The organism is Streptomyces sp. NPDC026659, assembly GCF_040638245.1.
In the GTDB taxonomy this organism is placed as follows: Bacteria; Actinomycetota; Actinomycetes; order Streptomycetales; family Streptomycetaceae; genus Streptomyces.
In genome coordinates this window covers 921,901-943,220 of sequence record NZ_JBEZXY010000001.1, presented here as the reverse complement: position 1 = coordinate 943,220, position 21,320 = coordinate 921,901, and the positions used below count along the sequence as shown (strand labels likewise).

At 71.7% G+C, this 21,320-nt stretch carries 17 protein-coding genes; 9 read left to right on the top strand and 8 right to left on the bottom strand.

Translation table 11 applies throughout. The features are described from left to right. Window positions 1–19: 19 nt before the first annotated feature. The 3 genes from AB0E91_RS04060 to AB0E91_RS04050 all read left to right on the top strand — a co-directional run bounded on the left by AB0E91_RS04060 (window position 20) and on the right by AB0E91_RS04050 (window position 3,782). Entirely contained in the window at window positions 20–2,383 is a 2,364-nt protein-coding gene (locus tag AB0E91_RS04060; protein WP_361774774.1) for a hypothetical protein, read from the top strand. 83 nt (window positions 2,384–2,466) lie between these two features. Then, a complete protein-coding gene (locus AB0E91_RS04055; protein ID WP_361774771.1) occupies window positions 2,467–3,105 on the top strand; it encodes a hypothetical protein in 639 nt (212 codons plus the stop codon). Between the two features lie 11 nt (window positions 3,106–3,116). Beyond that, entirely contained in the window at window positions 3,117–3,782 is a 666-nt protein-coding gene (locus tag AB0E91_RS04050) for a response regulator transcription factor (protein ID WP_361774768.1), read from the top strand. Window position 3,783: 1 nt separating this feature from the next. On the opposite strand, the gene AB0E91_RS04045 is transcribed toward AB0E91_RS04050, so the two are convergent. The 5 genes from AB0E91_RS04045 to AB0E91_RS04025 all read right to left on the bottom strand — a co-directional run bounded on the left by AB0E91_RS04045 (window position 3,784) and on the right by AB0E91_RS04025 (window position 10,179). After that, entirely contained in the window at window positions 3,784–5,028 is a 1,245-nt protein-coding gene (locus AB0E91_RS04045) for a sensor domain-containing protein (protein WP_361774765.1), read from the bottom strand. A gap of 53 nt (window positions 5,029–5,081) precedes the next feature. Further along, window positions 5,082–6,452: an FtsX-like permease family protein gene (locus AB0E91_RS04040; RefSeq protein ID WP_361774762.1), complete on the bottom strand. Its 1,371-nt coding sequence runs from the start codon at window positions 6,450–6,452 to the stop codon at window positions 5,082–5,084. Between the two features lie 5 nt (window positions 6,453–6,457). Then, complete coding sequence (locus AB0E91_RS04035; RefSeq protein ID WP_361774759.1) at window positions 6,458–7,219, bottom strand: ABC transporter ATP-binding protein; 762 nt, start codon at window positions 7,217–7,219, stop codon at window positions 6,458–6,460. 230 nt (window positions 7,220–7,449) lie between these two features. Beyond that, window positions 7,450–9,372 (bottom strand): excinuclease ABC subunit UvrB, encoded by a 1,923-nt coding sequence (gene uvrB, locus AB0E91_RS04030; RefSeq protein ID WP_361774756.1) that lies wholly within the window; start codon window positions 9,370–9,372, stop codon window positions 7,450–7,452. Window positions 9,373–9,543: 171 nt separating this feature from the next. Continuing rightward, window positions 9,544–10,179 carry a TetR/AcrR family transcriptional regulator gene (locus AB0E91_RS04025; RefSeq protein WP_361774753.1) on the bottom strand — a complete coding sequence of 212 codons (636 nt, stop codon included), beginning with the start codon at window positions 10,177–10,179 and terminating at the stop codon, window positions 9,544–9,546. Between the two features lie 68 nt (window positions 10,180–10,247). On the opposite strand from AB0E91_RS04025, the gene AB0E91_RS04020 reads away from it, so the two are divergent. The 4 genes from AB0E91_RS04020 (at window position 10,248) to AB0E91_RS04005 (ending at window position 15,132) form a co-directional block, all read left to right on the top strand. Next, on the top strand, window positions 10,248–11,177 hold the full coding sequence (locus tag AB0E91_RS04020; RefSeq protein WP_361774750.1) for an ATP-binding cassette domain-containing protein: 930 nt from the start codon (window positions 10,248–10,250) through the stop codon (window positions 11,175–11,177). Continuing rightward, window positions 11,174–11,932: an ABC transporter permease gene (locus AB0E91_RS04015; protein ID WP_361774747.1), complete on the top strand. Its 759-nt coding sequence runs from the start codon at window positions 11,174–11,176 to the stop codon at window positions 11,930–11,932. The genes AB0E91_RS04020 and AB0E91_RS04015 overlap by 4 nt, the downstream gene beginning before the upstream one ends. 84 nt (window positions 11,933–12,016) lie before the next feature. Further along, window positions 12,017–13,624, top strand: a complete 1,608-nt coding sequence (locus AB0E91_RS04010) for an FAD-dependent monooxygenase (protein WP_361774744.1) — start codon at window positions 12,017–12,019, stop codon at window positions 13,622–13,624. A gap of 32 nt (window positions 13,625–13,656) precedes the next feature. Further along, window positions 13,657–15,132, top strand: coding sequence for an MFS transporter (locus tag AB0E91_RS04005; protein WP_361774741.1), 1,476 nt, complete (start codon window positions 13,657–13,659; stop codon window positions 15,130–15,132). Window positions 15,133–15,331: 199 nt separating this feature from the next. On the opposite strand, the gene AB0E91_RS04000 is transcribed toward AB0E91_RS04005, so the two are convergent. Both AB0E91_RS04000 and AB0E91_RS03995 read right to left on the bottom strand, forming a co-directional pair. Beyond that, on the bottom strand, window positions 15,332–16,297 hold the full coding sequence (locus tag AB0E91_RS04000; protein WP_361774738.1) for an SDR family NAD(P)-dependent oxidoreductase: 966 nt from the start codon (window positions 16,295–16,297) through the stop codon (window positions 15,332–15,334). A gap of 233 nt (window positions 16,298–16,530) precedes the next feature. Next, a complete protein-coding gene (locus AB0E91_RS03995) occupies window positions 16,531–17,175 on the bottom strand; it encodes a dihydrofolate reductase family protein (protein ID WP_161181305.1) in 645 nt (214 codons plus the stop codon). A 303-nt stretch (window positions 17,176–17,478) separates the two neighbouring features. Here AB0E91_RS03995 and AB0E91_RS03990 point away from each other — a divergent pair, with 303 nt between their 5' ends. Then, the gene (locus tag AB0E91_RS03990; protein WP_361774734.1) at window positions 17,479–18,828 is read left to right on the top strand and encodes a hypothetical protein; all 1,350 of its coding nucleotides are present in this window, start codon (window positions 17,479–17,481) and stop codon (window positions 18,826–18,828) included. A 127-nt stretch (window positions 18,829–18,955) separates the two neighbouring features. After that, on the top strand, window positions 18,956–19,945 hold the full coding sequence (locus AB0E91_RS03985; protein ID WP_361774731.1) for a hypothetical protein: 990 nt from the start codon (window positions 18,956–18,958) through the stop codon (window positions 19,943–19,945). Window positions 19,946–20,059: 114 nt separating this feature from the next. Here AB0E91_RS03985 and AB0E91_RS03980 read toward each other — a convergent pair whose 3' ends face one another. Continuing rightward, window positions 20,060–21,313, bottom strand: a complete 1,254-nt coding sequence (locus AB0E91_RS03980; RefSeq protein WP_361774728.1) for a cytochrome P450 — start codon at window positions 21,311–21,313, stop codon at window positions 20,060–20,062. Window positions 21,314–21,320 lie beyond the last annotated feature (7 nt).

The following is a 21,320-nucleotide window of genomic DNA, read 5'->3' as shown; positions in this document are numbered from 1 at the left end:
GCTCGGGGGAGCGTGCGACATGCTGAAGTACGAGGACATTATCGACGCCCCGGTGGCGAAGCTGAAGGCCGCCGCCGACGACTGGGCGGAGATGGCGGGGAAGCTGGACAAGCTCGCGACCGACGCCGCCGACGGGATGAAGGCAAAGGCGGACCGAGCGGCCTGGGAGGGCGTCAACGCAGGCGTCACCAGGGGGTTCATCGGTAAGACGGTCAAGGAGTTCGCGGACGCCGCGGCCGAGGCCAAGGGTGTGAAGCTGATCCTGGAAGAGGGTCACGCGGCCATCAAGAAGGCCATGGACGACCTGATCGACATCCGGGACCACAAGGGGCCTGCGGCCGGTATCCACGTGGACGGCAGCGGCAAGGTCACGGCGCGGAACCCGTTGTCCGAGACCCCCGCGGCGCGGCACGACCCCGACTACGGCGCGCTCCTGCAGGAGGAGCGGCGGAACATCGAGTCGTGGCAGAAGAGGATCGACCTCATCGTCGACAACTGCAACGACGACGATCTCGCCCTCAAGAACTCTCTCCAGGCCAACGTCACCGACCGCAAGGACTTCAGCGCTCCGACGTACACGAAGCTGGACCAGGAGGAGGCCGCCCGCGCCGTCGCTCTGGCGGCCAAGGGCCGGGACCTCACGCACGCCGAACTCCAGCAGCTCAACGAGCTGTTGAAGGACAACAGCTCGTCGGCGGAGTTCGCCAAGGACTTCTACGGGAAGCTCGGTCCCGAGAAGTCGCTCGCGTTCTTCGGCCAGCTCTCCACGGACACGTACGAGTACGGGAAGGTCGACCCGGAGCGCCTCAAGGACGTCCAGGAGCTCCAGAGGAACCTCGGCCTCAACCTGGCCACCGCCTCCCACGACAAGGAATTCACCGACAAGTGGGGTCCGGAGCTCCGTAAGTTGGGTACCGAGCGCATTCCGCTGGCCAAGCACGACTATGGCGGGCCGTTCGGCTACCAGTTGCTCGGCGGGATCATGCGGTACGGGAACTACGACGCGAAGTTCCTCAACCCGATCGCCGAACACGTGGCGCAGCTGCATGCCAAGGACCCGGACCTGTTCTCCGGGAACAAGGTGGTGAACAGTCCGTTCAAGAACCCGTTCAACCCCTCCGGCGTGAACGGAGCCGGCTACGACCCGGCCACCGCCATGCTGGAAGCGCTCGGCAACAGCCCGGAAGCGGCGAAGAAGTTCTTCGCCGACCCGCCGACCGCGTACAACGCGGACGGCACGGTCAACCACGGTGCCACGGCCGACCTCGGCAAGAACAAGGACGGCGAGGCGATCGACAACTACCTCGACTTCTTCGGCAACGAGAAGTGGGAGTCCTTCGGCGACGTCAACTCGCTCGACCCGAAGGAACTCAAGGGGGCGCTCGACCAGATGCCCGACGCCCTCGGTCACGCCCTGGAGGCGGCGACCCTCGGCTACCCGGCCGGGCACCCCCCGCACGGCGGCGTGGTGCGGGACGCGGACAACGCCGCGGTCATGCAGAAGGTCATGGAGAAGTACGCCGCCGACCCGGGTCTGCTGAAGAAGCACCAGGAGGCGATGGCCGACAGCCTGGGCGTCATGGGCGCCGGCTACGTCGACGACATCAATTGGGCGTTGACCAAGAACGATCCGGACAGCGTGTTCGCGCCGGGCAAGAACCCGGACGGGCACATCGACTTCGCGGACACCTCGGACGGAAACGGGCGGAGCGTCGTCCGTGGCTTCCTCAGCACCCTGGGCCAGCACCCGGACGCCTACGCGACGGTCTCGACCGCGGAGCAGGTCTACACCCGCAGCGTGCTGGAAGACGTGGTGGGGCCGGACGGAAAGATCACCGACGAGGTCGCCGCACAGGCCAGGGCGACCGTGCGCACGGGCGCCGAGGTACAGGGCATGCTCGACCAGTCCCGGGCCGACCAGGTGGAGGCGACGAACCTCAAGACCCACGAGGACTACGAGAAGGCGGTCGCCAAGCGGTCCGGTTGGGTGGAGTTCGGGGCCACGGCGGGCGTCGCGGCGGGCGTCGCCTTCCTGCCCGCGACCGCGGCCGTGGGCACGGCGGCGGTGCTCATCCCGCTGGCGACCGACACCGCCAGCGGCGCTGCCGAACAGTTCATCGGCCAGATGGTCGGCGACATCTCCGACAACACGGTGGATGAGCACAAGGAGAAGATGGAGGACCTCACCGACCAGGAGAAGAACAAGATCTACTCCGGCGGTGAGAGCATGGCCGAGGCCCCGATGGAGGATTTCCTGGAGCGGCACGGTGTGAACCCCAGGACAAACGTGTTCGCGCAGGATCTGCGCGAATCGATGCTGCTCGGCTACGGGGTCGGCAACGACCGGGAGAAGCAGCAGGGCAACGATCCGGAGACCGGCTGATGGCGGCGGGCGGCCGGGGACACGTGAGGATGCGGACAGTGATCAGTCGTAGGTCAGTACGTGGGGGACTGCTTTCCGCGGTCGTGGCCGGCTCGTTGTTTCTCGGGGCCACGGGGTGTGGAGGTGACGGGGACAAGGACGGCCTTCCGAAGGACTACAAGGTCGTTGGGGGGACACAACTCTGCGGTGGCAATGCCATTTCCGCCGACGCGTCCAAGGCGCTGAAGGTGATCACGGGGTCGTCGCGCTTCGAGGCGTCGTCGAAGAGTTACACCGTCGCGCGGGCCGCGTCGGCCCTCGCCTCCGCGTACCCGAACTCCATCGTCGATCGCGGGGACGCCTGCCGTGTCTTCATGCCCATCGGCACGCCGAAGTTTCAGCTCAGAATCACCTGGGGTCTGGAAGAAGACGCCCCGACGGACGAGCCGGCGGCTCCGAAATTCACTGTGCTGAAGATGGGGGATGAGACCGTGGCAGCGGCGGACATGGCGTACGTCTTTTTCACGTGCCAGAGCGACAAGTTGGGTGGCGCGTCGGAGAAGGCCCACATCGTGATCGGCGCGGAGTACTGGGGTATGCCGAGAGACCCCCAGGACAACGTAGAGGCGTTGAAGGACGCCTACGCGACGGTGGCCCACTCCTTCTCGCTGGCCATGGCCAAGGAACTGCGCTGCGAGAACAACGGCGGGCTCCCCGCGAAGCCTGTGCTGGACCCCGCGTAGTAGCTGACGGCATGGTCAAGAGGCGTCTGCGTGTGGTGCTGGCCGAGGACTCCGTCGTGCTCCGGGACGGCATGGTCGAGCTCCTCGGCGCCCGGGGATGCGAGGTGGTGGGTACTGCCGGGACGGCGGCCGAGTTGCTGGACGGGGTGGCTGAGCAGCGGCCCGATGTGGCCGTGGTGGACGTTCGGATGCCGCCCACGCACAGGGACGAGGGCATTCGGGCCGCCGTCGAGATCCGGGCGAGGATGCCGAAGGTCGGCATTCTGGTCTTCTCCCAGCATGTCGAGGCGGCCTGGGCCTCCCGGTTGCTGGCCGACGGTGCGACGGGGGTCGGGTATCTGCTGAAGGAACGTGTCGCCCGGACCTCCGAGTTCGTGGACGCGCTGCACCGGGTCGCCGAAGGGGGCGTGGCGCTCGATCCGGAGGTGGTCACGCTCATGATGCGGGGTGCCCGGCGTACTCGGGTGGACACCCTGACGTCCCGCGAGCGCGAGGTGCTGGAGCTGATGGCGCAGGGCCATTCCAACCGCTCCATCGCCGCGCTGCTGGTGGTGTCGGAGCGCGCGGTGGAGAAGCATGTCGCCGCTGTTTTCGAGAAGTTCGAGCTGCGGGTGACGCCTACCGACAACCGGCGGGTGAAGGCTGTCCTGGCCTATCTGGCGGAGAGCGGCGGCTGATTCAGCGCAGTCGCGTCGGCAGCTCGGCGGTCACGACGGTGGGGCCGCCGGGCGGGCTGTCCACGCACAGGGTTCCGTCCAGCGCCGCCAGCCGCTCGGCCAGACCGGTCAGGCCAGTGCCGGTGCCAGCGCCAGTGCCCGTGCCGGGTGCCGCGTCGCCGCAGCCGTCGTCGCGCACGATCAGGCGGATACGGCCGTCAGCGGCGCTTGCTGTCAGTTCGGCCGCGCGGGCGCCGCTGTGCTTGGCGATGTTGGTGAGGAGTTCGGCGGCGCAGAAGTAGAGGGTTCGTGCGACCGCCGGGTGGGGGCGTTCCCGTAGGGCCAGGCGGACGGTGACCGGTATCGGCGAGGTGGCGGCGAGGGCCGGAAGCGCCTCGTCGAGACCGTTGTCCAGCGCCAGAGGGTGGATTCCCTTGGTGAGCCGCCGTAGTTCGGTGATGGTGTCGTCGGTCTGGGTGCGGGCGCGGTCCACCAGGGTCCGCAGCCGCCGGAGGTCCGGGCCGTCGGCGGACGAGAGCGCGTCGTCGGCCAGTGAGAGAGTGATGGCCAGGGCGACGAGCTGGGCCTGGGTGCCGTCGTGCAGGTCGCGCTCCAGGCGGCGGAACCGGTCGGTGTTGTCCGCGAGCAGGGTGGCCCGGGCAGACTCCAGCTCACGGACACGTTGCTGGGTACGGGCCGGGCCCAGCAGCAGCCGTGCGAGGCGTCGGTTCGCCTCGCTCAGCAACCGGATCGTGGTGGGCACCGCGTACAGGAGAAGCAGGCCCAGCACCATTGAGGCGGCGTCCAGCCAGCCGAGCGGCCGCCTACCCGGTTGCAGGAGGCGGACCCAGAGGGGAAAGCCGATCAGCCAGCCGCAGCCGAGGGGAATCGCCACGGCGGTGACGAACCCGAGCACGCCGAGGGGCAACCGCAGTACGAGATAGAGCAGCGTCCGCCAGGCGACCGGATCGGCCAGCACGACACGGCCACGGGCGATCAGGCCCGCCGGGCGGGGCAGCTTCGCCGGTGCCTCGACTCGCTCGTCGAGCAGGCGGCCGATCAGCCGCCGGTGCAGCGCGCCCAGGCCACGCGCGCCCAGCAGCGCGGCGACCACGAACGGCAGACCGAGCACGGTGAGCGAGAGCAGCGTCCCCGCGTACAGGACCGCGAAGGCGTAGACACCGCCGAGCAGGGCGAGCGGCAGTCCGACGACGGCGAAGGCCCATTCGCCGCCCCGGAGGGACCGGTGGCGCGGGCGCTCAGCCATCTCCGGGCCCGGGAGCTCCGGCCGTACCCTCGGCGAGGGAGCCACCGCCGTGTTCAGTCACGGCCACCGCCCACCACCTCCGCCGCCCGGCCGTGGACCGCTCGCAGGCCGGTGGCCAGGATGGCCGGGACGGTCAGCAGCGCCGCGCCCGCGACGATGAACCAGCAGGCGCCCACCGGGACGTACGGCATCGGCGAGCCGGTCACCGCCGTGCTGAACGCCGCCGACGCGGCGCCCGCGACCGCCGCTCCGAGCAGGACGCCCTCCGCCGTGGTCAGCACCGCTTCCACGGTCAGCATGCGCATCAGCTGCGGCCGGGTGGCGCCGACGAGTCGTAGGAGCGCGAACTCGCGGCGCCGTTCGGCGGTCACGGCGATCAGGGTGTTGAGGGTGGAGACGGCGGCGAAGCAGGCCAGGAGCACCAACTCGGCCTGGCGCAGCCAGACGTCCGTCGCCGAAGTGACGCTCGTCGCACCCGAGTTGGGGGCGTGCTCAGCGGTGCTTGTCATGGTGAGCATGGTGCCGGACAGCCCCACGAGCAGGGCCACCGGTACGACGGCGGACGACAACCGCCGGGCGTATCCGCGGAGATTGGCGTCGGCCAGCCACCCCGCGCCCGGCGCGAGGGTCCGTACCGGCGCGCCCAGGGCGGCCGCCAGGAGACGTACCGCGAACGGCCCGGTCAGGGCGACGGCGACCAGCAGGACCAGCGAAGCGAGCAACGCCGCCTGCCCCGCCTTGTCCGACTGCTCCGCCGGCCGTGTCGCGGCCAGCCGCAGCAGCAGGACTCCGCCCGCCATGGCGCCGATTCCGGCGAGCAGGCGTGGTGCGCCCGTCCGGCCGTGCTCGGTGGAGCTCGCGGTGAGGGCCGCCGCGGGCGCGATACGGGAGATCCCGCGCGCCGCGACGGCCGAGGCGGCCAGACCTACGGCGAGTACGGCGGCCAGCGCGACCAGCATCGGTACCGGTGTCACCGGCACTCGCACGCCCGGTGCCGCCATCCCCAGTCCCTGCACTTCGGCGAGGAAGCGGCGGGCCAGGGCCACCCCGGCGATCCAGGCCGGCGCGGCCGCGAGCAAGGTGGTCGTGCAGACCTGGACGCGGACCAGGCGCCGTGTCTGACGGGGCGTCGCCGCGATGGTGCGCAGCAGGGCCAGCTCACGGTGTTGCTGACGGAGAGCGAAGCCCAGCGCGTTGACCACGACGAAGAAGGCGACCAGGACGGCGATCTCACCGAAGGCACCGGCGATCACCATCAGCCCCGGCCCCTCGGTCGCCTCCCGGGCGGAGGCGGGCGTGCTGACATCGGCGGCGAACAGGGAACCGAACAGCGTCATCGTGGCGATGGCGAGGAAGAGCGCGACTGCCAGACCGGCGAAGGCGGCCGGACGGCGGCGCAGTTGGGCCAGGGCGATCAAGGCCATCGTGTTCACCCGCCCAGCCGGCTCAGGCGTTCGGCGACCCGCGCGGCGGTGGGCCGGTCGAACTCGTCCACCACCAGACCGTCGGCGAGCAGCAGTACCCGGTCCGCGTATCCGGCGGCGACCGGATCGTGGGTCACCATCACGCAGGTCTGGCCGTCCCGGTCCACACCGGCGCGCAGCAGGGCGAGGATCTCGTGCCCGGTGGCCCGGTCGAGCGCCCCGGTCGGCTCGTCGGCGAACAGTACCTCGGGGCGGGAGACCAGAGCACGGGCGATCGCGACCCGCTGCTGCTGCCCGCCGGACAGCTGACCGGGCCGGTGCCGTTCACGCCCGGCCAGTCCGACCCGGGCGAGCGCGCCCGTCACCCGGCCCCGGTCGGGCCGTTTCCCGGCGAGCCGGCCGGGGAGTTCGACGTTCTGCGCGACCGTCATCGTCGGCATCAGATTGAACGCCTGGAAGACGAACCCGACCCGGCCGCGCCGCAGTTCCGCCAGCCGCCGCTCGGGCAGCCGGGACACCTCCGTACCGCCCCACCAGACGGCACCCCGGGACGGCCGGTCCATCCCCGCGAGACAGTGCAACAAGGTGGTCTTGCCGGACCCCGAGGGCCCCATCACCGCCGTGAACGTCCCGGGCGCGAGGGCCACCGAGACCCCGCGCAGGGCGTGCACGGCGGCGGTGCCGCGCCCGTACTCCCGGTGCAGGTCCACCGCGCGGGCGGCGGCTCCCCTTTGGGCGTCCTGGGTGTCCGTCGTCGTCTCAGCCATGCCTCCATCCTTGGCGGGCGTGGCGTGGCGGGCGATCGTGGCAGCACCCGGTTCGGGGGTTCGGGAAACCGAACCCGTGCCGGCGGGGCGTCAGTAGGTCTCGTTCGGCAGGCGCGGATTACCGACAGCCCCCGGGATGTCGCACCAGGGGCGCAGACCGGAACACCCGGGTCCTGACCGGCGAGGGGCGGTCGCCGTCGCGATCGCCCCTCGTGTGCGGTGCCCCGCGGTTACGCCGCCATCCTCCGGTTGTACGACGTGCCGGTCGTCGGGTGCTGTGCCTGGGGGTACTGGGCGGACACCGTGGGCCTGATCTTCTTGCGCAGGGCGGTCGGGCGTATCCCGTGGGTCTCGTTGTGGGCCGCCTGCAGCGTCCGGCGGCGGTTGGTCTCGTCGATGGCGCGCAGCATCGAGGGCGTCATCCGGTCCGCGTACATGTGCACCTCGCCGCTGACGTTGCGCGCCGCGCGGCCGATCATCTGGATCAGTGCCGTGTCGGAGCGGAAGATTCCGTCCTGGTCGGCGTCGAGGATCGCCATCAGGGAGACCTCCGGCAGGTCGAGTCCCTCACGCAGGAGGTTGATGCCGACCAGTACGTCGTACTCACCGCGGCGCAGGTCGGCCAGCAGTTCGACGCGGCGCATGGTGGTCACGCCGGAGTGCAGGTAGCGGACGCGGACTCCCTGCTCGTCGAAGTAGTCGGTCAGGTCCTCCGACATCTTCTTGGTCAGTGTCGTGACCAGGGTCCGCTCGCCACGGGCGGACCGCTCGCGGATCTGCTCGAGAAGGTCCTCCATCTGGCCGGCGGTCGGCTTGACCGTCACCCGCGGGTCGAGCAGCCCGGTCGGCCGGATGATCTGCTCGACGACCGCGCCCCGCGCGGCGGTCAGCTCGAACCGGCCCGGAGTCGCGGACAGGTAGACCCGCTGCGGGCATCGCGCGGCGAACTCCGACCACGTCAGGGGACGGTTGTCCAGCGCGGAAGGCAGCCGGAAACCGTGCTCGACCAGGGTCTTCTTGCGCGCGGCGTCGCCGTGGCTCATGCCGGACAGCTGCGGCACCGTCACGTGCGACTCGTCGATGACGACGAGCATGTCCTCGGGGAAGTAGTCCAGCAGCGTGGACGGAGGCGCGCCGGGGGCACGTCCGTCCAGGTGCCGGGAGTAGTTCTCCATCCCGGAGGCGACCTTCGTGTGCCGGATCAGCTCGACGTCGTATTCCGTCCGCTCCTGGAGGCGCTCGGCCTCCAGCAGCCTGCCGCCGCGGCGCAGCTCCGCGACCCGCTGCGTCAGCTCGGCCTGGATCGAGTCGGCCGCCGCGCGCATCCGCTCGGGCCCGGCGAAGTAGTGGGTGGCGGGGAAGACCCGGGTGCGGTCGATGACCTCGCGCACCTCGCCGGTCTCCGGATCGGCGACGGTCAGCCGTTCGACCGTGTCGCCGAACAGCTCCACCCGCAGCATCGTGTGCTCATAGGCGGGGTGGATGTCGATGGTGTCCCCGCGCACGCGGAACCGGCCCCCGGCCGGCTCGGCGTCGGTGCGCGTGTACTGGATGTCGACCAGCGCCGCGAGCAGCTCCTCGCGGTCGACGGTGTCGCCCACCGACAGCTGGAACGAACGGTCGAGGTAGGACTGGGGCGTGCCGAGGCCGTAGATGCACGACACGGACGCCACGACGATCACGTCACGGCGGCTGAGCAGCGACCAGGTCGCCGAGTGCCGCAGCCGGTCGACCTCCTTGTTGGAGACCGACTCCTTCGCGAAGTACGTGTCGGTGCTCGGGGCGTACGACTCGGGCCGGTAGTGGTCGTAGAAGGAGACGAAGTACTCGACCGCGTTGTGCGGGAACAGCTCGCGCAGCTCGTTGGCGAGCTGGCCGGCGAGCGTCTTGTTGGGCGCGAGCACGAGGGTGGGCCGCTGCAGCTTCTCGATCAGCCACGCGGTCGTCGCGGACTTGCCGGTGCCCGTGGCGCCCAGGAGGACCACGTCGCTCTCTCCGGCGCGGACGTGCTTCTCCAGTGCGGCGATCGCCTGCGGCTGATCTCCGGACGGGGTGTGGCGCGAGACCACCTGAAACGGCCGACCGGTCCGTATGACCTGGTCGGCGGTGTGCTCGGCGAGTGTGATGCGCCGGTTTTCGGACGGGAATGCCATGCGTTCGCTCCTGAACTCGATGTAACCGCACAGAAGCGGACAAAACCTAATTTAGAGGCTGTCCAGTTTGCGTGTAATGTCCAATTCTGTCAATGACTGATGTCGCGCCGACCGACCCGGCGGCGCGGTGTCGGCGTCCGGGGGTGAGCGGCGGAGGTGGGGGGGTGTCGGTCAGGTGTAGGCGCGGAGGAACGCGTCCACCCCGTCCGCGATGAGCGCGCGGATCTCGGGTCCCCTCGCCGCCGAGGCCGGGTCGTCGCGGCGGGTGTCGAGGGCGAGCAGGATGGTCAGCGCGGTGAAGTGCTGCGCGGCCCGCTGCGGGTCGGCGGCCCGGATCGCGCCCGCCGAGGCCAGCTCGGCGAACCGCTCCTCCAGTAGCCGCTCGGGGCGGTCCCGCACCTCTCCCGGCAGCTGGGGGGCGGGCCGCCCCTGTGCGGTGAGCCGCCGGAAGGTCGCGTAGTCGGAGGACGGGAAGGCGTCCGTCACCACGCGCGAGGCGAAGGCCGTCAGTGCCTCGCGCAGGTCGCGCCCGTCGGTCAGCTCCTGCTCGATCGCCGTGCGCACGGTCGCCATCAGGGCGTCGGTCGCGCGGGTCAGGACGATCCGGAACAGGTTCTGCTTGTCGCCGAAGTGGTCGTACAGCGTGCGCTTGGAGACCCCGGCGCGCGCGGCGATGGCGTCGACGCCGGCCAGTTCGTACCCCTCGGAGACGAACAGGGTCTCCGCCGCGTCCAGTACGGCCGCCCGCTTGCTCTCGGAGCGCTGCCGTCGGCCGGGAGTCTGTGCGGCCGGTCTCGTCGTCGCCATGGGCTCAGCCTACCCTTACAAGAAAATTACACTGCACTGTGTAGTTTACTTTTTGGAAGGGAGCACATGTGTCGATCGAAGAGTCAAGGTCCATCCGCGCCCGAGGACTTACCAAGCGGTACGGGGACCGGGCCGTGGTGGACCAGCTGTCGTTCACGGCCCGGCCGGGCCTCGTCACCGGGTTCCTCGGGCCCAACGGCGCGGGCAAGAGCACGACGCTCAGGATGCTGCTGGGACTGGTACGGCCGTCCGCGGGCGGCATCACCATCGGGGGCCGCTCCATCGCCGAGCTGGACGAGCCCGCGCGTACGGTCGGCGCGCTGCTGGACGCCCGCGCGGTGCATCCGCGCCGCACCGCCTTCGACCACCTCCTCGCCGTCGCCCGCACCGCCGGTCTGGGCGGCGGCCGGGTCGAGGAGGTGCTCGACCTGGTCGGCCTGACGGACGCGGCCCGCCGCCGGGCGGGCGAGTTCTCGCTCGGCATGCACCAGCGCCTCGGCATCGCCACCGCCCTGCTCGGCGACCCCGGGGTCCTGGTGTTCGACGAACCGCTCAACGGCCTGGACCCGGAGGGCATCCGGTGGCTGCGTACCTTTCTGCGCGACCTGGCCGCCGAGGGGCGCACCGTCCTCTTCTCCAGCCATCTGATGTCCGAGATGGAGCTGGCCGCGGACGATCTCGTCGTCATCGGCCGGGGCCAGCTGATCGCCGAGTCCTCCATGGAGGACTTCCTGCTGGCGCACACCACTCGCACGGTCACGGTCCGCGCGGACGCGGCCGACCAGCTCGCCCGCGCCCTGGACCGGGCCGGTATCGCCTTCGCCCGCGAGGACGGCCCACGGCTCCTCGTCACCGGCGCCGACTCCTCCACCGTCGGCAAGATCGCCGCGGCCGAGGCCATCGCCCTCGACGAACTCGCCCAGATCCGCGAGCCGTTGGAGGACGTCTTCCTCCGCCTCACCCACGATGCCACCGAGTACGAAAGCCACCCGGTATGAACGTTCTCCGCTCCGAATGGACCAAACTCCGCAGCGTGCGCGGCACTTGGCTCACCGCCCTGTGCACCGTCCTCGCGGGGGCGGCCCTGAGCGTGCTCGGCGCCTCCGACCTGCTCGGCACCTCGCCGTCCGACCTGCCCGCCGACTGGGACCCGACGACGACGAGCCTCAAGGGCTTCCTCTTCGCGCAGCTCCTCATCGGCATGCTCGGCGCGCTCGCCGTCACCACGGAGTACGCCACGGGAATGATCGGCACCAGCCTCGCCGTCGTCCCGTCGCGCACGCGTCTGCTGCTGGCCAAGACGGCCGTGGTGGCGGCCGTCGCGCTCGTCACCGCACTGGTGACGACCTTGGTCAGCTTTACGGCGGTGCAGCTGATGTTCAAGGGCGCCGGGCTGCCCGCCGCGAGCCCCGGTGATCCGGGCGTGCTGCGCGCCCTCGCCGGAGGCACCCTCTACCTGGTGCTCGTCGCCGTCATCGGCGTGGCCGTCGGCGTGCTGACCCGCTCCACCACCGGCAGCCTCGCCGTGCTGGTCGGCGCCGCTCTCCTCGTACCCGCCATCGCGCCCGGTCTGCCCGGCGCGGTCGGTGACTGGTTCGGCCGGTACTGGCCGGTCACCGCGGGGCAGTCCGCGTACGCCGTGGTCCACGCCGACGGCGCGCTCGCGCCCGGCGCCGGGCTCGCCGTCCTGGCGCTGACCGCCGCGGCGGTGGGTGTCGCCGGGAACGCCGCGCTGCGCGTCCGCGACGTCTGAGCGCCCATGCCGCCGATCCCTCGACCACCGATTCCCCGATCACCGATTCCCCGGTCGCCGATCCCCCGATTACGGAAGTCCGCCATGAACGACATCCCCCGTACCGAAGTCCTCGTCGTCGGAGCCGGGCCCACCGGACTGACCCTCGCCTGCGACCTCGCCCGCCGGGGCGTCGCGCACCGCGTCGTCGAGCGTGAACCGGTGCCGAACCGCGCCTCCAAGGCCAAGACGATCCAGTCCCGTTCGCTCGAAGTGCTGGACGACCTCGGCGCCCTCGCGCCCGTCCTGCGGCGCGGTGTCGCCGGGCTGCCCGTCCGGTTCCACGAGCCGGCCGGCACGGTGGACCGCCCGTCCATCTCGGTACGGGCCAAGGACCGCTTCCACACCCCCTACCCCGACGCGCTGTGGATCGGCCAGTTCGACGTCGAGCACGCGCTGCGGCAACGGCTCGCCGCCCTCGGCGGCCGCGTCGAGTTCGGCACCGAGGCGGTCGGGCTGGAGCAGGACGACGCCGGTGTCACCGTCGCCCTGCGCACCCCGCACGGCCCGCGCACCGTCCGCGCCCGCTACGTGGTGGCGGCGGACGGCGGCCGCAGCGGCACCCGCCGCCTTGCCGGGCTTCCGCTGGTCGGCGAGACCTACGACAAGCAGCGCTGGTACCTCGGCGACCTCACCGTGCCCGGCCTGGACCGGGGCCGCATCCACATCTGGCCGTCCGCGCACGGCATGCTCGGCCTGACCCCGCTGCCCGGCAGCGACCTGTGGCAGTTCCAGAGCCCGATCCTGGCGGGCACCGAACCGGGCACGCCGTCAAGGGAGTTGTACCAGCGCCTCTTCGACGAGCGGGCCGGTGCGGGAGCGGTGGACATCACGAGCGCGACCTGGCTGTCCGTGTACCGGGTGAACGTCCGTATGGCCGACGGCTACCGCCGGGGCCGCGTCCTGCTCGCCGGTGACGCCGCCCACGTCCACTCGCCCGCCGGCGGCCAGGGCATGAACACCGGCATCCAGGACGCCTACAACCTGGGCTGGAAGCTGGCGCACGTGCTCGGCGGCGCCGACCCGGACCTGCTGGACACGTACACCGCCGAACGCGTCCCGGTCGCGCGCCGGGTGCTGGCGGCCAGTACGGGCAAGATCCGCGCGTTCACCGCGCGGGCCGACCGGAGCAGCGAGGACGGGCTGAGCACGGCGCTCGACGGCATCGCCGACGGCGACATGACCACCGGCCTCGGCATCCACTACCGCACCGGCCCGCTCACGCTTCGCGCCGGGGGTACGGCCGGTTCGGGTCCGGCGGCTGGTGATGTGACCGGTTCGGGCTGGGCGCCGGGGGACACGGCCGGTTCCGGCCCGGCGCCCGGCGACCGGGCGCCCGACGCGTGCGGCCCCGTCAGCGTCTTCGAGCTGCTGCGCGGCCCCCACTGGTCTCTGCTCGCCTATGAGCACCCGGGCCCGCTGCTGCTCGACCACGCCGACCCGGCCCACCTACGGGTGCACCGTCTGACGGAGGCCCGGTTCGGCGAATTCCGGCGGGTGTACCGGCCGGAGCCGGGCGAGCTGATCCTCGTCCGCCCGGACGGCTACCTCGCGGCCCGTGTCCCGGCCGGTCAGGAGGCCGAACTGCTCGACCACTTGGCCGCCTGCACACCGCCCGACCGGCACCTCGGACTGCTGCGGGAGACGAGGTGAGGACCCGGATCGCTGTGAGAACCCGTAACGCTGTGAGGGCCCGTATCGCCCTGCGGGGCCCGGTGACTTGGGGCCGGGAGCCGCAGGACGGCTGGAGCGGCCGGCTCGTGCGCCAGGTGGCCGTGCTGATGCTGGTGAACGTCATGGTGGACACGGTGATCGGGGCGCCGCTCCTCGTACTGCCCCAGATGCTCGACCACTTCGGCACCGACCAGGCGGCCTGGCTCAACGCGAGCGCCATGCTGGCGGGAGCGATGTGGGCGCCGCTGCTCGGCAAGAGCGCCGACATGCACGGGGCGCGCCGGGTGCTGGTGCTCGCGCTGGCGATGTGCGGCGCGGGCGCCCTGGTGTGTCTGCTCGCGCCGAACATCTGGGTGTTCATCGCGGGGCGGCTGCTCCAGGGGGCGGCGGTGACGGCGATGTTCCTCACCGTCGCGCTGATCCGGCGGATCTGCGCGCCGCGTGTGGCGATGACGGCCGTGGGCGTGGTGACGTCGGGTTCGGCGCTCCTCGGCGTCGTCTCGCCGTTCTTCTTCCAGGTGCTGGCCGCGCGGTACGGCTTCCGGAGCGTGTTCGTGGTGTCCGCGCTGCTCGCGGTCGTGGCCGCCTGGTGCGTACGGGCCCTGATCCCCGAGTCGCCGGTGCGGACCGGGGGCAGGCTGGACGTCGTCGGGGCGGTGCTGCTCGGCGGGGGGCTCGCGGCGGTGCTGAGCTACGTGAGCCTCGGGGCCGAGTTCGGCTGGGTCGCGGCGGGACCGCTGGCGCTGCTGTGCCTCGGTGTCGCGGTGCTCGCGCGGTGGGCGGTGCTGGCACGGCGGGTGCCGGAGCCGGTGGTGGACATCAGGAGCATCACCCGGCCGCTGGCGCTCACCCTGCTCGTGGTGGTGCTGTCGACCGGTGCCTATCAGAGCATGCTCCAGTTGCTCAGCCTCGTCGCCCAGGTCTCGCCGGACGACCATCTCGGATACGGGCTGGGTGCGCGCGGCGGGCTCGGTCTGCTGTTCGCGCTGCCGTCGGCCGGGATCATGGCCGGGGGCACACTGGCCGGCTGGCTGGCGGCCCGCGTCGGACCGGCGTGGCCGCTGGCCGGGGGCGTGGTGATCGGCACGGTGGCGACGGCCGGCATGTATCCGTCGATGTCCAGCTACCCGGTCGCGCTGTGCTTCGCCGGGCTGCTGGGCTTCACCGCCGGGGCGATCGTCACGTCCGGCTTCAACATGGCGACGAGTGTGGCCCCGGCCGCCCAGCAGGGGGTGGTCACCGGCCTGGTGCAGGTCATGCTCGCCGTCGGTTCGGTGCTGATGAACATGGTGGGCGCGGCCGTACTCGGCTCCACCACCGTCCTGGTCGCCGGAGCGGAGCGGAACTCGGCGGCGGGCGTGCGGGGTTGCATCACCCTGGCGGCGGCGTCGTTCGTGCTCGCCACGGTCGCGGCGCTGTTCCTGGCCCGCGACCGGTCCCTCCCGCCGGAATCAGCGCCGGATTCAGGACGGCCGCCCGGGGCCTGACCGGAATCCCGGCCCGCAGGCATCGGGACCGGACGGGTGAGGGCGTGCCGACATCGGGACCGGACGGGTGAGGGCGTGCCGACATCGGGACCGGACGGGTGAGGGCGTGCCGGGGACGGCACTCCGGCTCGCGTCGACGGTGGTGCGGTCGCCACCGGCAACGCGAGCCGGAGTGATGTCGGGGAACAGCCGCGCGGGTCTACTTGGCGAACGCGTTCACGCCCGTCAGCTCCGCCGACAGCTCCCACAGCCGCGCCGCCTGCTCGGGGTCGGTCGCCCAGTCCTTCACGCCGGACCAGGTGCCGTCCTCGGGGGCCGGTTCGGCGATGTCGCAGTCCTCGAGGTAGAGGCCGCCGAGGGTGTCGAGCTGGGGGGAGACGGCGGCCCAGACCTGGGTGGCGGCGCCCTGTTCGGGGGTCTTGAAACCGGAGGGGTTCAGGGGGTTGCCCTGTTCGTCGATCCAGCCGCGCTCGACCATCTCCTCCTTGGCGAGGTGGCGCTGGAGCGGGGTCATGATGCCGCCCGGGTGGAGGGAGAAGGCGCGGACACCGGAGTCGCGGCCGAGCTCGTCGAGGTGGAGGGCGAACAGGGCGTTCGCCGTCTTGGCCTGGCCGTACGCCTGCCACTTGTCGTAGCCCTCGCGCCACTGGACGTCGTCCCAGCGGACGGGGGAGAGGTGGTGGCCGCGCGAGGACACCGAGACGACGCGCGCGCCGCCCTCCGCGAGCGCCGGCCACAGCCGGTTGACCAGGGCGAAGTGGCCGAGGTGGTTGGTCGCGAACTGGGCCTCCCAGCCGGGGCCCACCCGGGTCTCCGGGCACGCCATGATCCCCGCGCTGTCGATCAGGATGTCAACGGCGCGGCCGGAGGCGAGGAACCGCTCGGCGAAGCCTCGTACGCTCTCCAGGTCACCGAGGTCCAGCTCGTCCACCTCGACGTCGTCGAGGTCTGCCAGGGCTTCCCGGGCGGTGTCGGTCCGGCGCGCCGGCACCACGACCTCGGCGCCCGCCTTCACGAGCGCGCGGGTCGTCTCCAGGCCGATGCCCGAGTAGCCGCCGGTGACGATCGCCAGCTTCCCGGTGAGGTCGATTCCCCGCAGAACCTCGTCGGCGGTGGTGTCCGCGCCGAAACCCGATCCGATCTTGTGCTGTGCAGGAGTGCTCATGCCGGGAACGGTACGAATTCGAGTGCGCTCGAAGTCAAGCGGGACACCAAGGAAATCAGAACATCCCGGGATCGGCTCCGGCCCCTTGCGTTGTCAGTGGCTCCGGATACCGTACGGGGAGTTGGGCCGGACGGAGATCGTGAGGGACTCGCGGCCATGGGGGGCGGGTCGTACAGGCCCCGGCATCCGGCTCGGGTCTGGAGATGTTCTGCCGTGTCCCTGCCCCCCACTCCCTACTTCCGCCAGAACAGGTGATGCGTCACCCCGCTCGGGCTCGGTACGACGTCCAGGTGGAAGCGGTCCAGGAGGTCGTCCGGGGAGTCCCACAGGCGCAGGCCGTGGCCGAGTTTCACGGGGGAGACCGTCACGTGCAGGGTGTCGACCAGGTCGGCGTCGAGGAACTGCCTGATGGTCGAGACACCGCCGCCGAGCCGGACGTCCTTGCCCTGTGCCGCCTCCCGTGCCTGGGCGAGGACCGTCGCGGGGTCGCCCGACACGAAGTGGAACGTGGTGTCCGAGAGGGTCAGCGGGGGACGCTCGTGGTGGGTCAGGACGAAGACGGGGGTGTGGAACGGGGGTTCGTCGCCCCACCAGCCGCGCCACTCGTCGTCCTGCCAAGGCCCGCGCACGGGGCCGAACTTGTTGCGGCCCATGATCTCGGCGCCGATGTTCCGCGCGTAGTCCCGGGTCAGATAGTCGTCCAGGCCCCGGCTGCCGCCGGGCTCGGTGCGCATGGGCCAGCTGGCCGTCGCGCCCGCCCAGGCGAACAGTCGCCCGGGATCGACATGGCCGAACGGCCGCTCCAGGGTCTGGTCCTCCCCGGCGCCGATCCCGTCGCTCGAGACGTTGAAGTTCTGGACCCGCAGTAGCTGAGTCATGTGTTCCCTTCCTGGGCGGAAGCCGAAGCCGGCGGTTCGCCGACGGGGCTTGGACTGTGTGGAACGACGGAAGTCATCGGGCGGGCACGGAGCCCGGTGTCCCGACGCCCGGACGGACGCGGCGCCCGGCCGGGCCCTCGGACCGGCTCACCGACGGCCTTGTCGCGCCGTGTGCCCTGCGGCCCCCAACTTCCCCTCCGAAAACACGAGTTGACTACAACCTTCGGCCCCCACCGCCCGTCCAACCCCTGCCCGGTGTCGATCATGGTGCCGGGTTCTCTCCTGTCCCAGTTGGGGGAAGTCATGAGTTCTGTCTCCGTCGGGCGTGTGCTGCGTCGCGGGGCGTGTGCGGGAGCCGTGGGGGCGCTGGTCGTCGCCGGGCTCGGTAGTGGGCTCGCCTTCGCCGACGGCGAGCCGCAGACCGATCAGTTGTGGATCCAGGCGCCGTACGAGCACGCGGTGACCGTCGCGCCGGAGGGCGGGACCGCGCAGTACCGGTCGCTCGCGCTCGGGCTCTACCACGACAACGGCAACTTCACCGTGACCGAGGGCAAGTTGACCGTGGACGCCTCCCGGCTCGCCGGGGTCGCCGAGGTGGCGTGGCCCGACAACTGCGCGCCGGACGCGGCCCGGACCGTCGCGGTGTGCGACACCGGGGACGTGCCGCTCCACTCCGGCAGTCAGCTGTCGCTGAAGGTACGGGCCGTCGCCGGTGCCGCCGTAGGGGCCCGGGGCACCATCGAGTACTCCGCCGAGGCCACCGGCGGACCCGACGGCACGCTCGTCGCCCCGGAGCACTCCTGGGAGACCGCCGTCACCGTCGGCTCCGGCCCGGACCTCGGCGTCACGGAGCCGCGGGACCTCGACGGCGTCGCGCCGGGCACCACCCTCACCGTGCCGTTCTCCGTCACCAACACCGGCAACGAGACCGCGCACGGTTTCAGCGTGCGGCTGTGGGCGACGTACGGCCTCGACGTCGTCACCCGCTACCCACAGTGCACGTACACCGGCCCGGACGACGGCGGCACGTACTCCACCATGACGTACGTGACCTGCGCCTTCGACACCGACGTCGCGCCCGGCGCGAGCGTGGAGCTGCCGGAGCCGCTGCGGCTCGCCGCCACCGGCCATGCGCTGAACGAGCGGTTCGACTACGAGGTGGAGCCCGGCGGCGACGTCACCGACCTCGACGGCTCGGACAACGGCCGCTCCTGGCGCGTCAAGGCCGACAACACCGCCGACTTCGCGGTGTACGGCACCGAGGTCGCCGGCGCGGCCGGTGACACCGTGACCGCCGCGTTCCGCTTCGCCAACCACGGCCCGGCCTGGGTCGGCGACGTCGTCTCCGGCGACCCCGTGGCCGTGCTCGACTTCTACCTCCCGGAGGGCACCACCGCCACGTCCGTGCCCGACACCTGCCACACGGCCTGGAAGTCCGGCGACGACCCGGCCGTCGGCCACTACGCCTGCAACCTGCCGATGACGGCCAAGCCGGACGCGGAGGCGTCCTTCCCGTTCCGGCTGCGGATCGACCGCGTCGTCCCGGACGCGACGGGCCGCGTCGTGGCACGGCCGTCCTACGGCACGTCCTTCGCCTTCGACCCGGACACCGGGAACAACTCGGCGAAGGTGATCGTCAACCCGTCCGCCTGACGACGGGGAGGGGAGCGCGCCCGCGCGACTCGGGGCCCGCTCTCCTCCTCCCGCATGTCGATCCACCCCACCGGGAAGAAATCGGACAGCCGCAGCGGGCGCCGATGTGCCGGGGAAGGGGGCCGCGATGTCGCGAGGGGTGGGGGCGCGGGGCGGGGTGGTTCTCCTGACGTACGGGGGACTGCTCGGCGGTACGGCGGTGGGGGTGTGGGGTGCCGCGCTGCTCGTCGCGGGGTTCCGGGTGGAGGGGACGTACGGACAGCGGATCGGCGCGGTCCTGGCCGTCGGGGCGGTGATCCTCGTTGTCGGGGAGGTCGCCGACCGGGTGTTCGGGCTGCTGACCCGGGGGCCGAGGCGCCGGGTGCGGGACGGGTGGCGGCGGTTGCTGGAGGCGGACTTCGACGACGACCCGTTCCCGTCCGACTCGTTCGGCGCCGGGATCGGGCGGCTGATGACGCTGGGGTTCGCGGGACTCGTGTGGGGGCTGGTCCGCGACACGGCGGGGACCGCGCTCGGGCTGTGGGCCGGGGTGCGGCTCGCGGCCGCCATTGGACTGCCGGTCACGGTGACCGGGTTCTGGACGACCGCACTGGCGGGAGTCGTCGCGGCGGGGCTGCGGCCCGTCGCCGCGGCCGTGCTGCGCACACCGTTCTCGCTCGCCCGGCGGCCCGCTCGGGCCAACGTGCTCACCGTGTTCTGGTACGCGGCGAACACCGCCGGCCTCGCGCTCGCCGCGTTCGCCCTGGACGCCGTGGCCGTCGCACCGGCACCGGCCGCCCGTCAGGCGCTGCTGCTCGCGGCGGTTGCCGGACTCGTGCTGCTGGCACCCCGGTTCACGCTGCGGCTGCCGCTTCCCGGGGTGGCGTCGGTGGTCCTGGTCGCCGTACGGGTCCTGGTGCTGTGGGCCGTGCTGCAGGCGGCGGAACTCCTGCACCCGGGCCTGCGCATCGCCGGTTTCTGGCCGCTGGCCGGGACGGCCGCGCTGATGTGGGCGCTGGAGTGGCCGATGCGGCTGTCCGAGGCACGCGCCGAGGCCGCGCGACAGCCACCGGCGCCTCCGCCGGTGGACCCGTTCGCGCATCACCCGCCGTTCCCGCACTCGCCGTGGATGCCCTGAGCGCCGTCGGGGAGCGCGGATCGTGGCCGTCGCCGCTGGGCCCGTCAGTCGGACCGACGCCCGGCCCGGCGCGCCCACGCACCTCGCGCGCCGGGCCGGGCCGTCACACGCGGATCAGCCCGCGGCAGGCCGCAGCCGTACCGGCAGGCTCTGGTGACCGTTGCTGATCAGGGAGTGGACCGGCTTCAACTCGTGTGCGGGAACGGCCGGTTCCATGTCCGGGAAGCGCTCGAAGAGCTGCCGGAGCGCGGCGGCGATCTCCATGCGGGCCAGCGGGGCGCCGATGCAGAAGTGGACGCCGTGGCCGAAGGCGAGGTGCTCCTTGGAGATGCGGGTCACGTCGAACCGGTCGGCGGTCGGGCCGTGCCAGTCCGGGTGGCGGTTGGCCGCCGCGTAGGAGGCCAGGATCGCGTCGCCCGCGGCGATGACCTGGCCGTCGGGCAGCGTGATGTCGTTGACGGCGTAGCGCAGCGGCAGGTGCTTGACCGAGGGCTCGAACCGCAGGGTCTCCTCGACCACGTCCTCCCACGTCGCGCGCCCGGCCCGCAGGTGCTCCAGCTGCTCGCGGTCGGCCAGCAGGGCGGTGACGGCCTGGTCGATGGCGTTGACCGTGGTCTCGTACCCGGCGCTGATCATCAGCAACAGGGTGTCGCGCAGCTCCTCGTCCGTCATGCCCTTGCCGTCGCCCTCTTCGTCACGGGTGGCGATCAGCAGCGAGGTCATGTCGTCACCGGGCTCGGCGCGCTTGGCGGCGATCAGCTCGTCCAGCGCCGCGTAGAGGCCGGCCGTGTTCTTCATGGCCTCCTCGGTGGTGAGCGTGGTGTCGAAGACACCGTCCACGGTGGTGCGGAAGACGGCGGTCTGGTCCACGGGTACGCCCATGAGCCGGCCGATCACGGTGATCGGCAGCGGGTACGCCAACTGCTCGCGCAGGTCGGAGACTTCGTCGGCGGGCCGGGCGGCGAGCGCGTCGAGGAGACCGGTCACCGTGTCCTCGACGACCGGCTTGAGCACGGCGATGCGGCGGGCGCTGAAGGCGGGCGCGACCATGCGGCGCAGCCTGCGGTGGTCGCCGCCGTACGCGGTGAACATGTTGCTGACCGCGACCCAGAGGATGAGCGGCCAGCTGGTCAGGGCGTCCTGGAAGCCGGGCCAGTGCGCGCGGGCGTCCTTGGAGACGTCCGAACTGGTCAGGAGCTGCTTGAGGAGGTCGGGGTCGGTCACGGACCACGCGGTGACGCCGAGGATGTCGACCTGGGTGGCCGCCCCCCGGGCGCGCAGCGCCTCGAGCTCGGCGTGGTGGTCGGCTCCGGTGGGGTCGAGGACGAGGACGGACTGCTCGGTCGCGGATATCGACTGTTCGGGCACGGGGCTC

What these genes read in the sequence shown, in the direction of transcription:
- AB0E91_RS04060 (WP_361774774.1), top strand. Translation starts at nt 20, where the DNA reads ATGCTGAAGTACGAGGACATTATCGACGCCCCGGTGGCGAAGCTGAAG.
- AB0E91_RS04050 (WP_361774768.1), top strand. Translation starts at nt 3,117, where the DNA reads ATGGTCAAGAGGCGTCTGCGTGTGGTGCTGGCCGAGGACTCCGTCGTG.
- AB0E91_RS04045 (WP_361774765.1), bottom strand. Translation starts at nt 5,028, where the DNA reads ATGGCTGAGCGCCCGCGCCACCGGTCCCTCCGGGGCGGCGAATGGGCC.
- AB0E91_RS04040 (WP_361774762.1), bottom strand. Translation starts at nt 6,452, where the DNA reads ATGGCCTTGATCGCCCTGGCCCAACTGCGCCGCCGTCCGGCCGCCTTC.
- AB0E91_RS04035 (WP_361774759.1), bottom strand. Translation starts at nt 7,219, where the DNA reads ATGGCTGAGACGACGACGGACACCCAGGACGCCCAAAGGGGAGCCGCC.
- uvrB (WP_361774756.1), bottom strand. Translation starts at nt 9,372, where the DNA reads ATGGCATTCCCGTCCGAAAACCGGCGCATCACACTCGCCGAGCACACC.
- AB0E91_RS04025 (WP_361774753.1), bottom strand. Translation starts at nt 10,179, where the DNA reads ATGGCGACGACGAGACCGGCCGCACAGACTCCCGGCCGACGGCAGCGC.
- AB0E91_RS04015 (WP_361774747.1), top strand. Translation starts at nt 11,174, where the DNA reads ATGAACGTTCTCCGCTCCGAATGGACCAAACTCCGCAGCGTGCGCGGC.
- AB0E91_RS04010 (WP_361774744.1), top strand. Translation starts at nt 12,017, where the DNA reads ATGAACGACATCCCCCGTACCGAAGTCCTCGTCGTCGGAGCCGGGCCC.
- AB0E91_RS04000 (WP_361774738.1), bottom strand. Translation starts at nt 16,297, where the DNA reads ATGAGCACTCCTGCACAGCACAAGATCGGATCGGGTTTCGGCGCGGAC.
- AB0E91_RS03995 (WP_161181305.1), bottom strand. Translation starts at nt 17,175, where the DNA reads ATGACTCAGCTACTGCGGGTCCAGAACTTCAACGTCTCGAGCGACGGG.
- AB0E91_RS03990 (WP_361774734.1), top strand. Translation starts at nt 17,479, where the DNA reads ATGAGTTCTGTCTCCGTCGGGCGTGTGCTGCGTCGCGGGGCGTGTGCG.
- AB0E91_RS03985 (WP_361774731.1), top strand. Translation starts at nt 18,956, where the DNA reads ATGTCGCGAGGGGTGGGGGCGCGGGGCGGGGTGGTTCTCCTGACGTAC.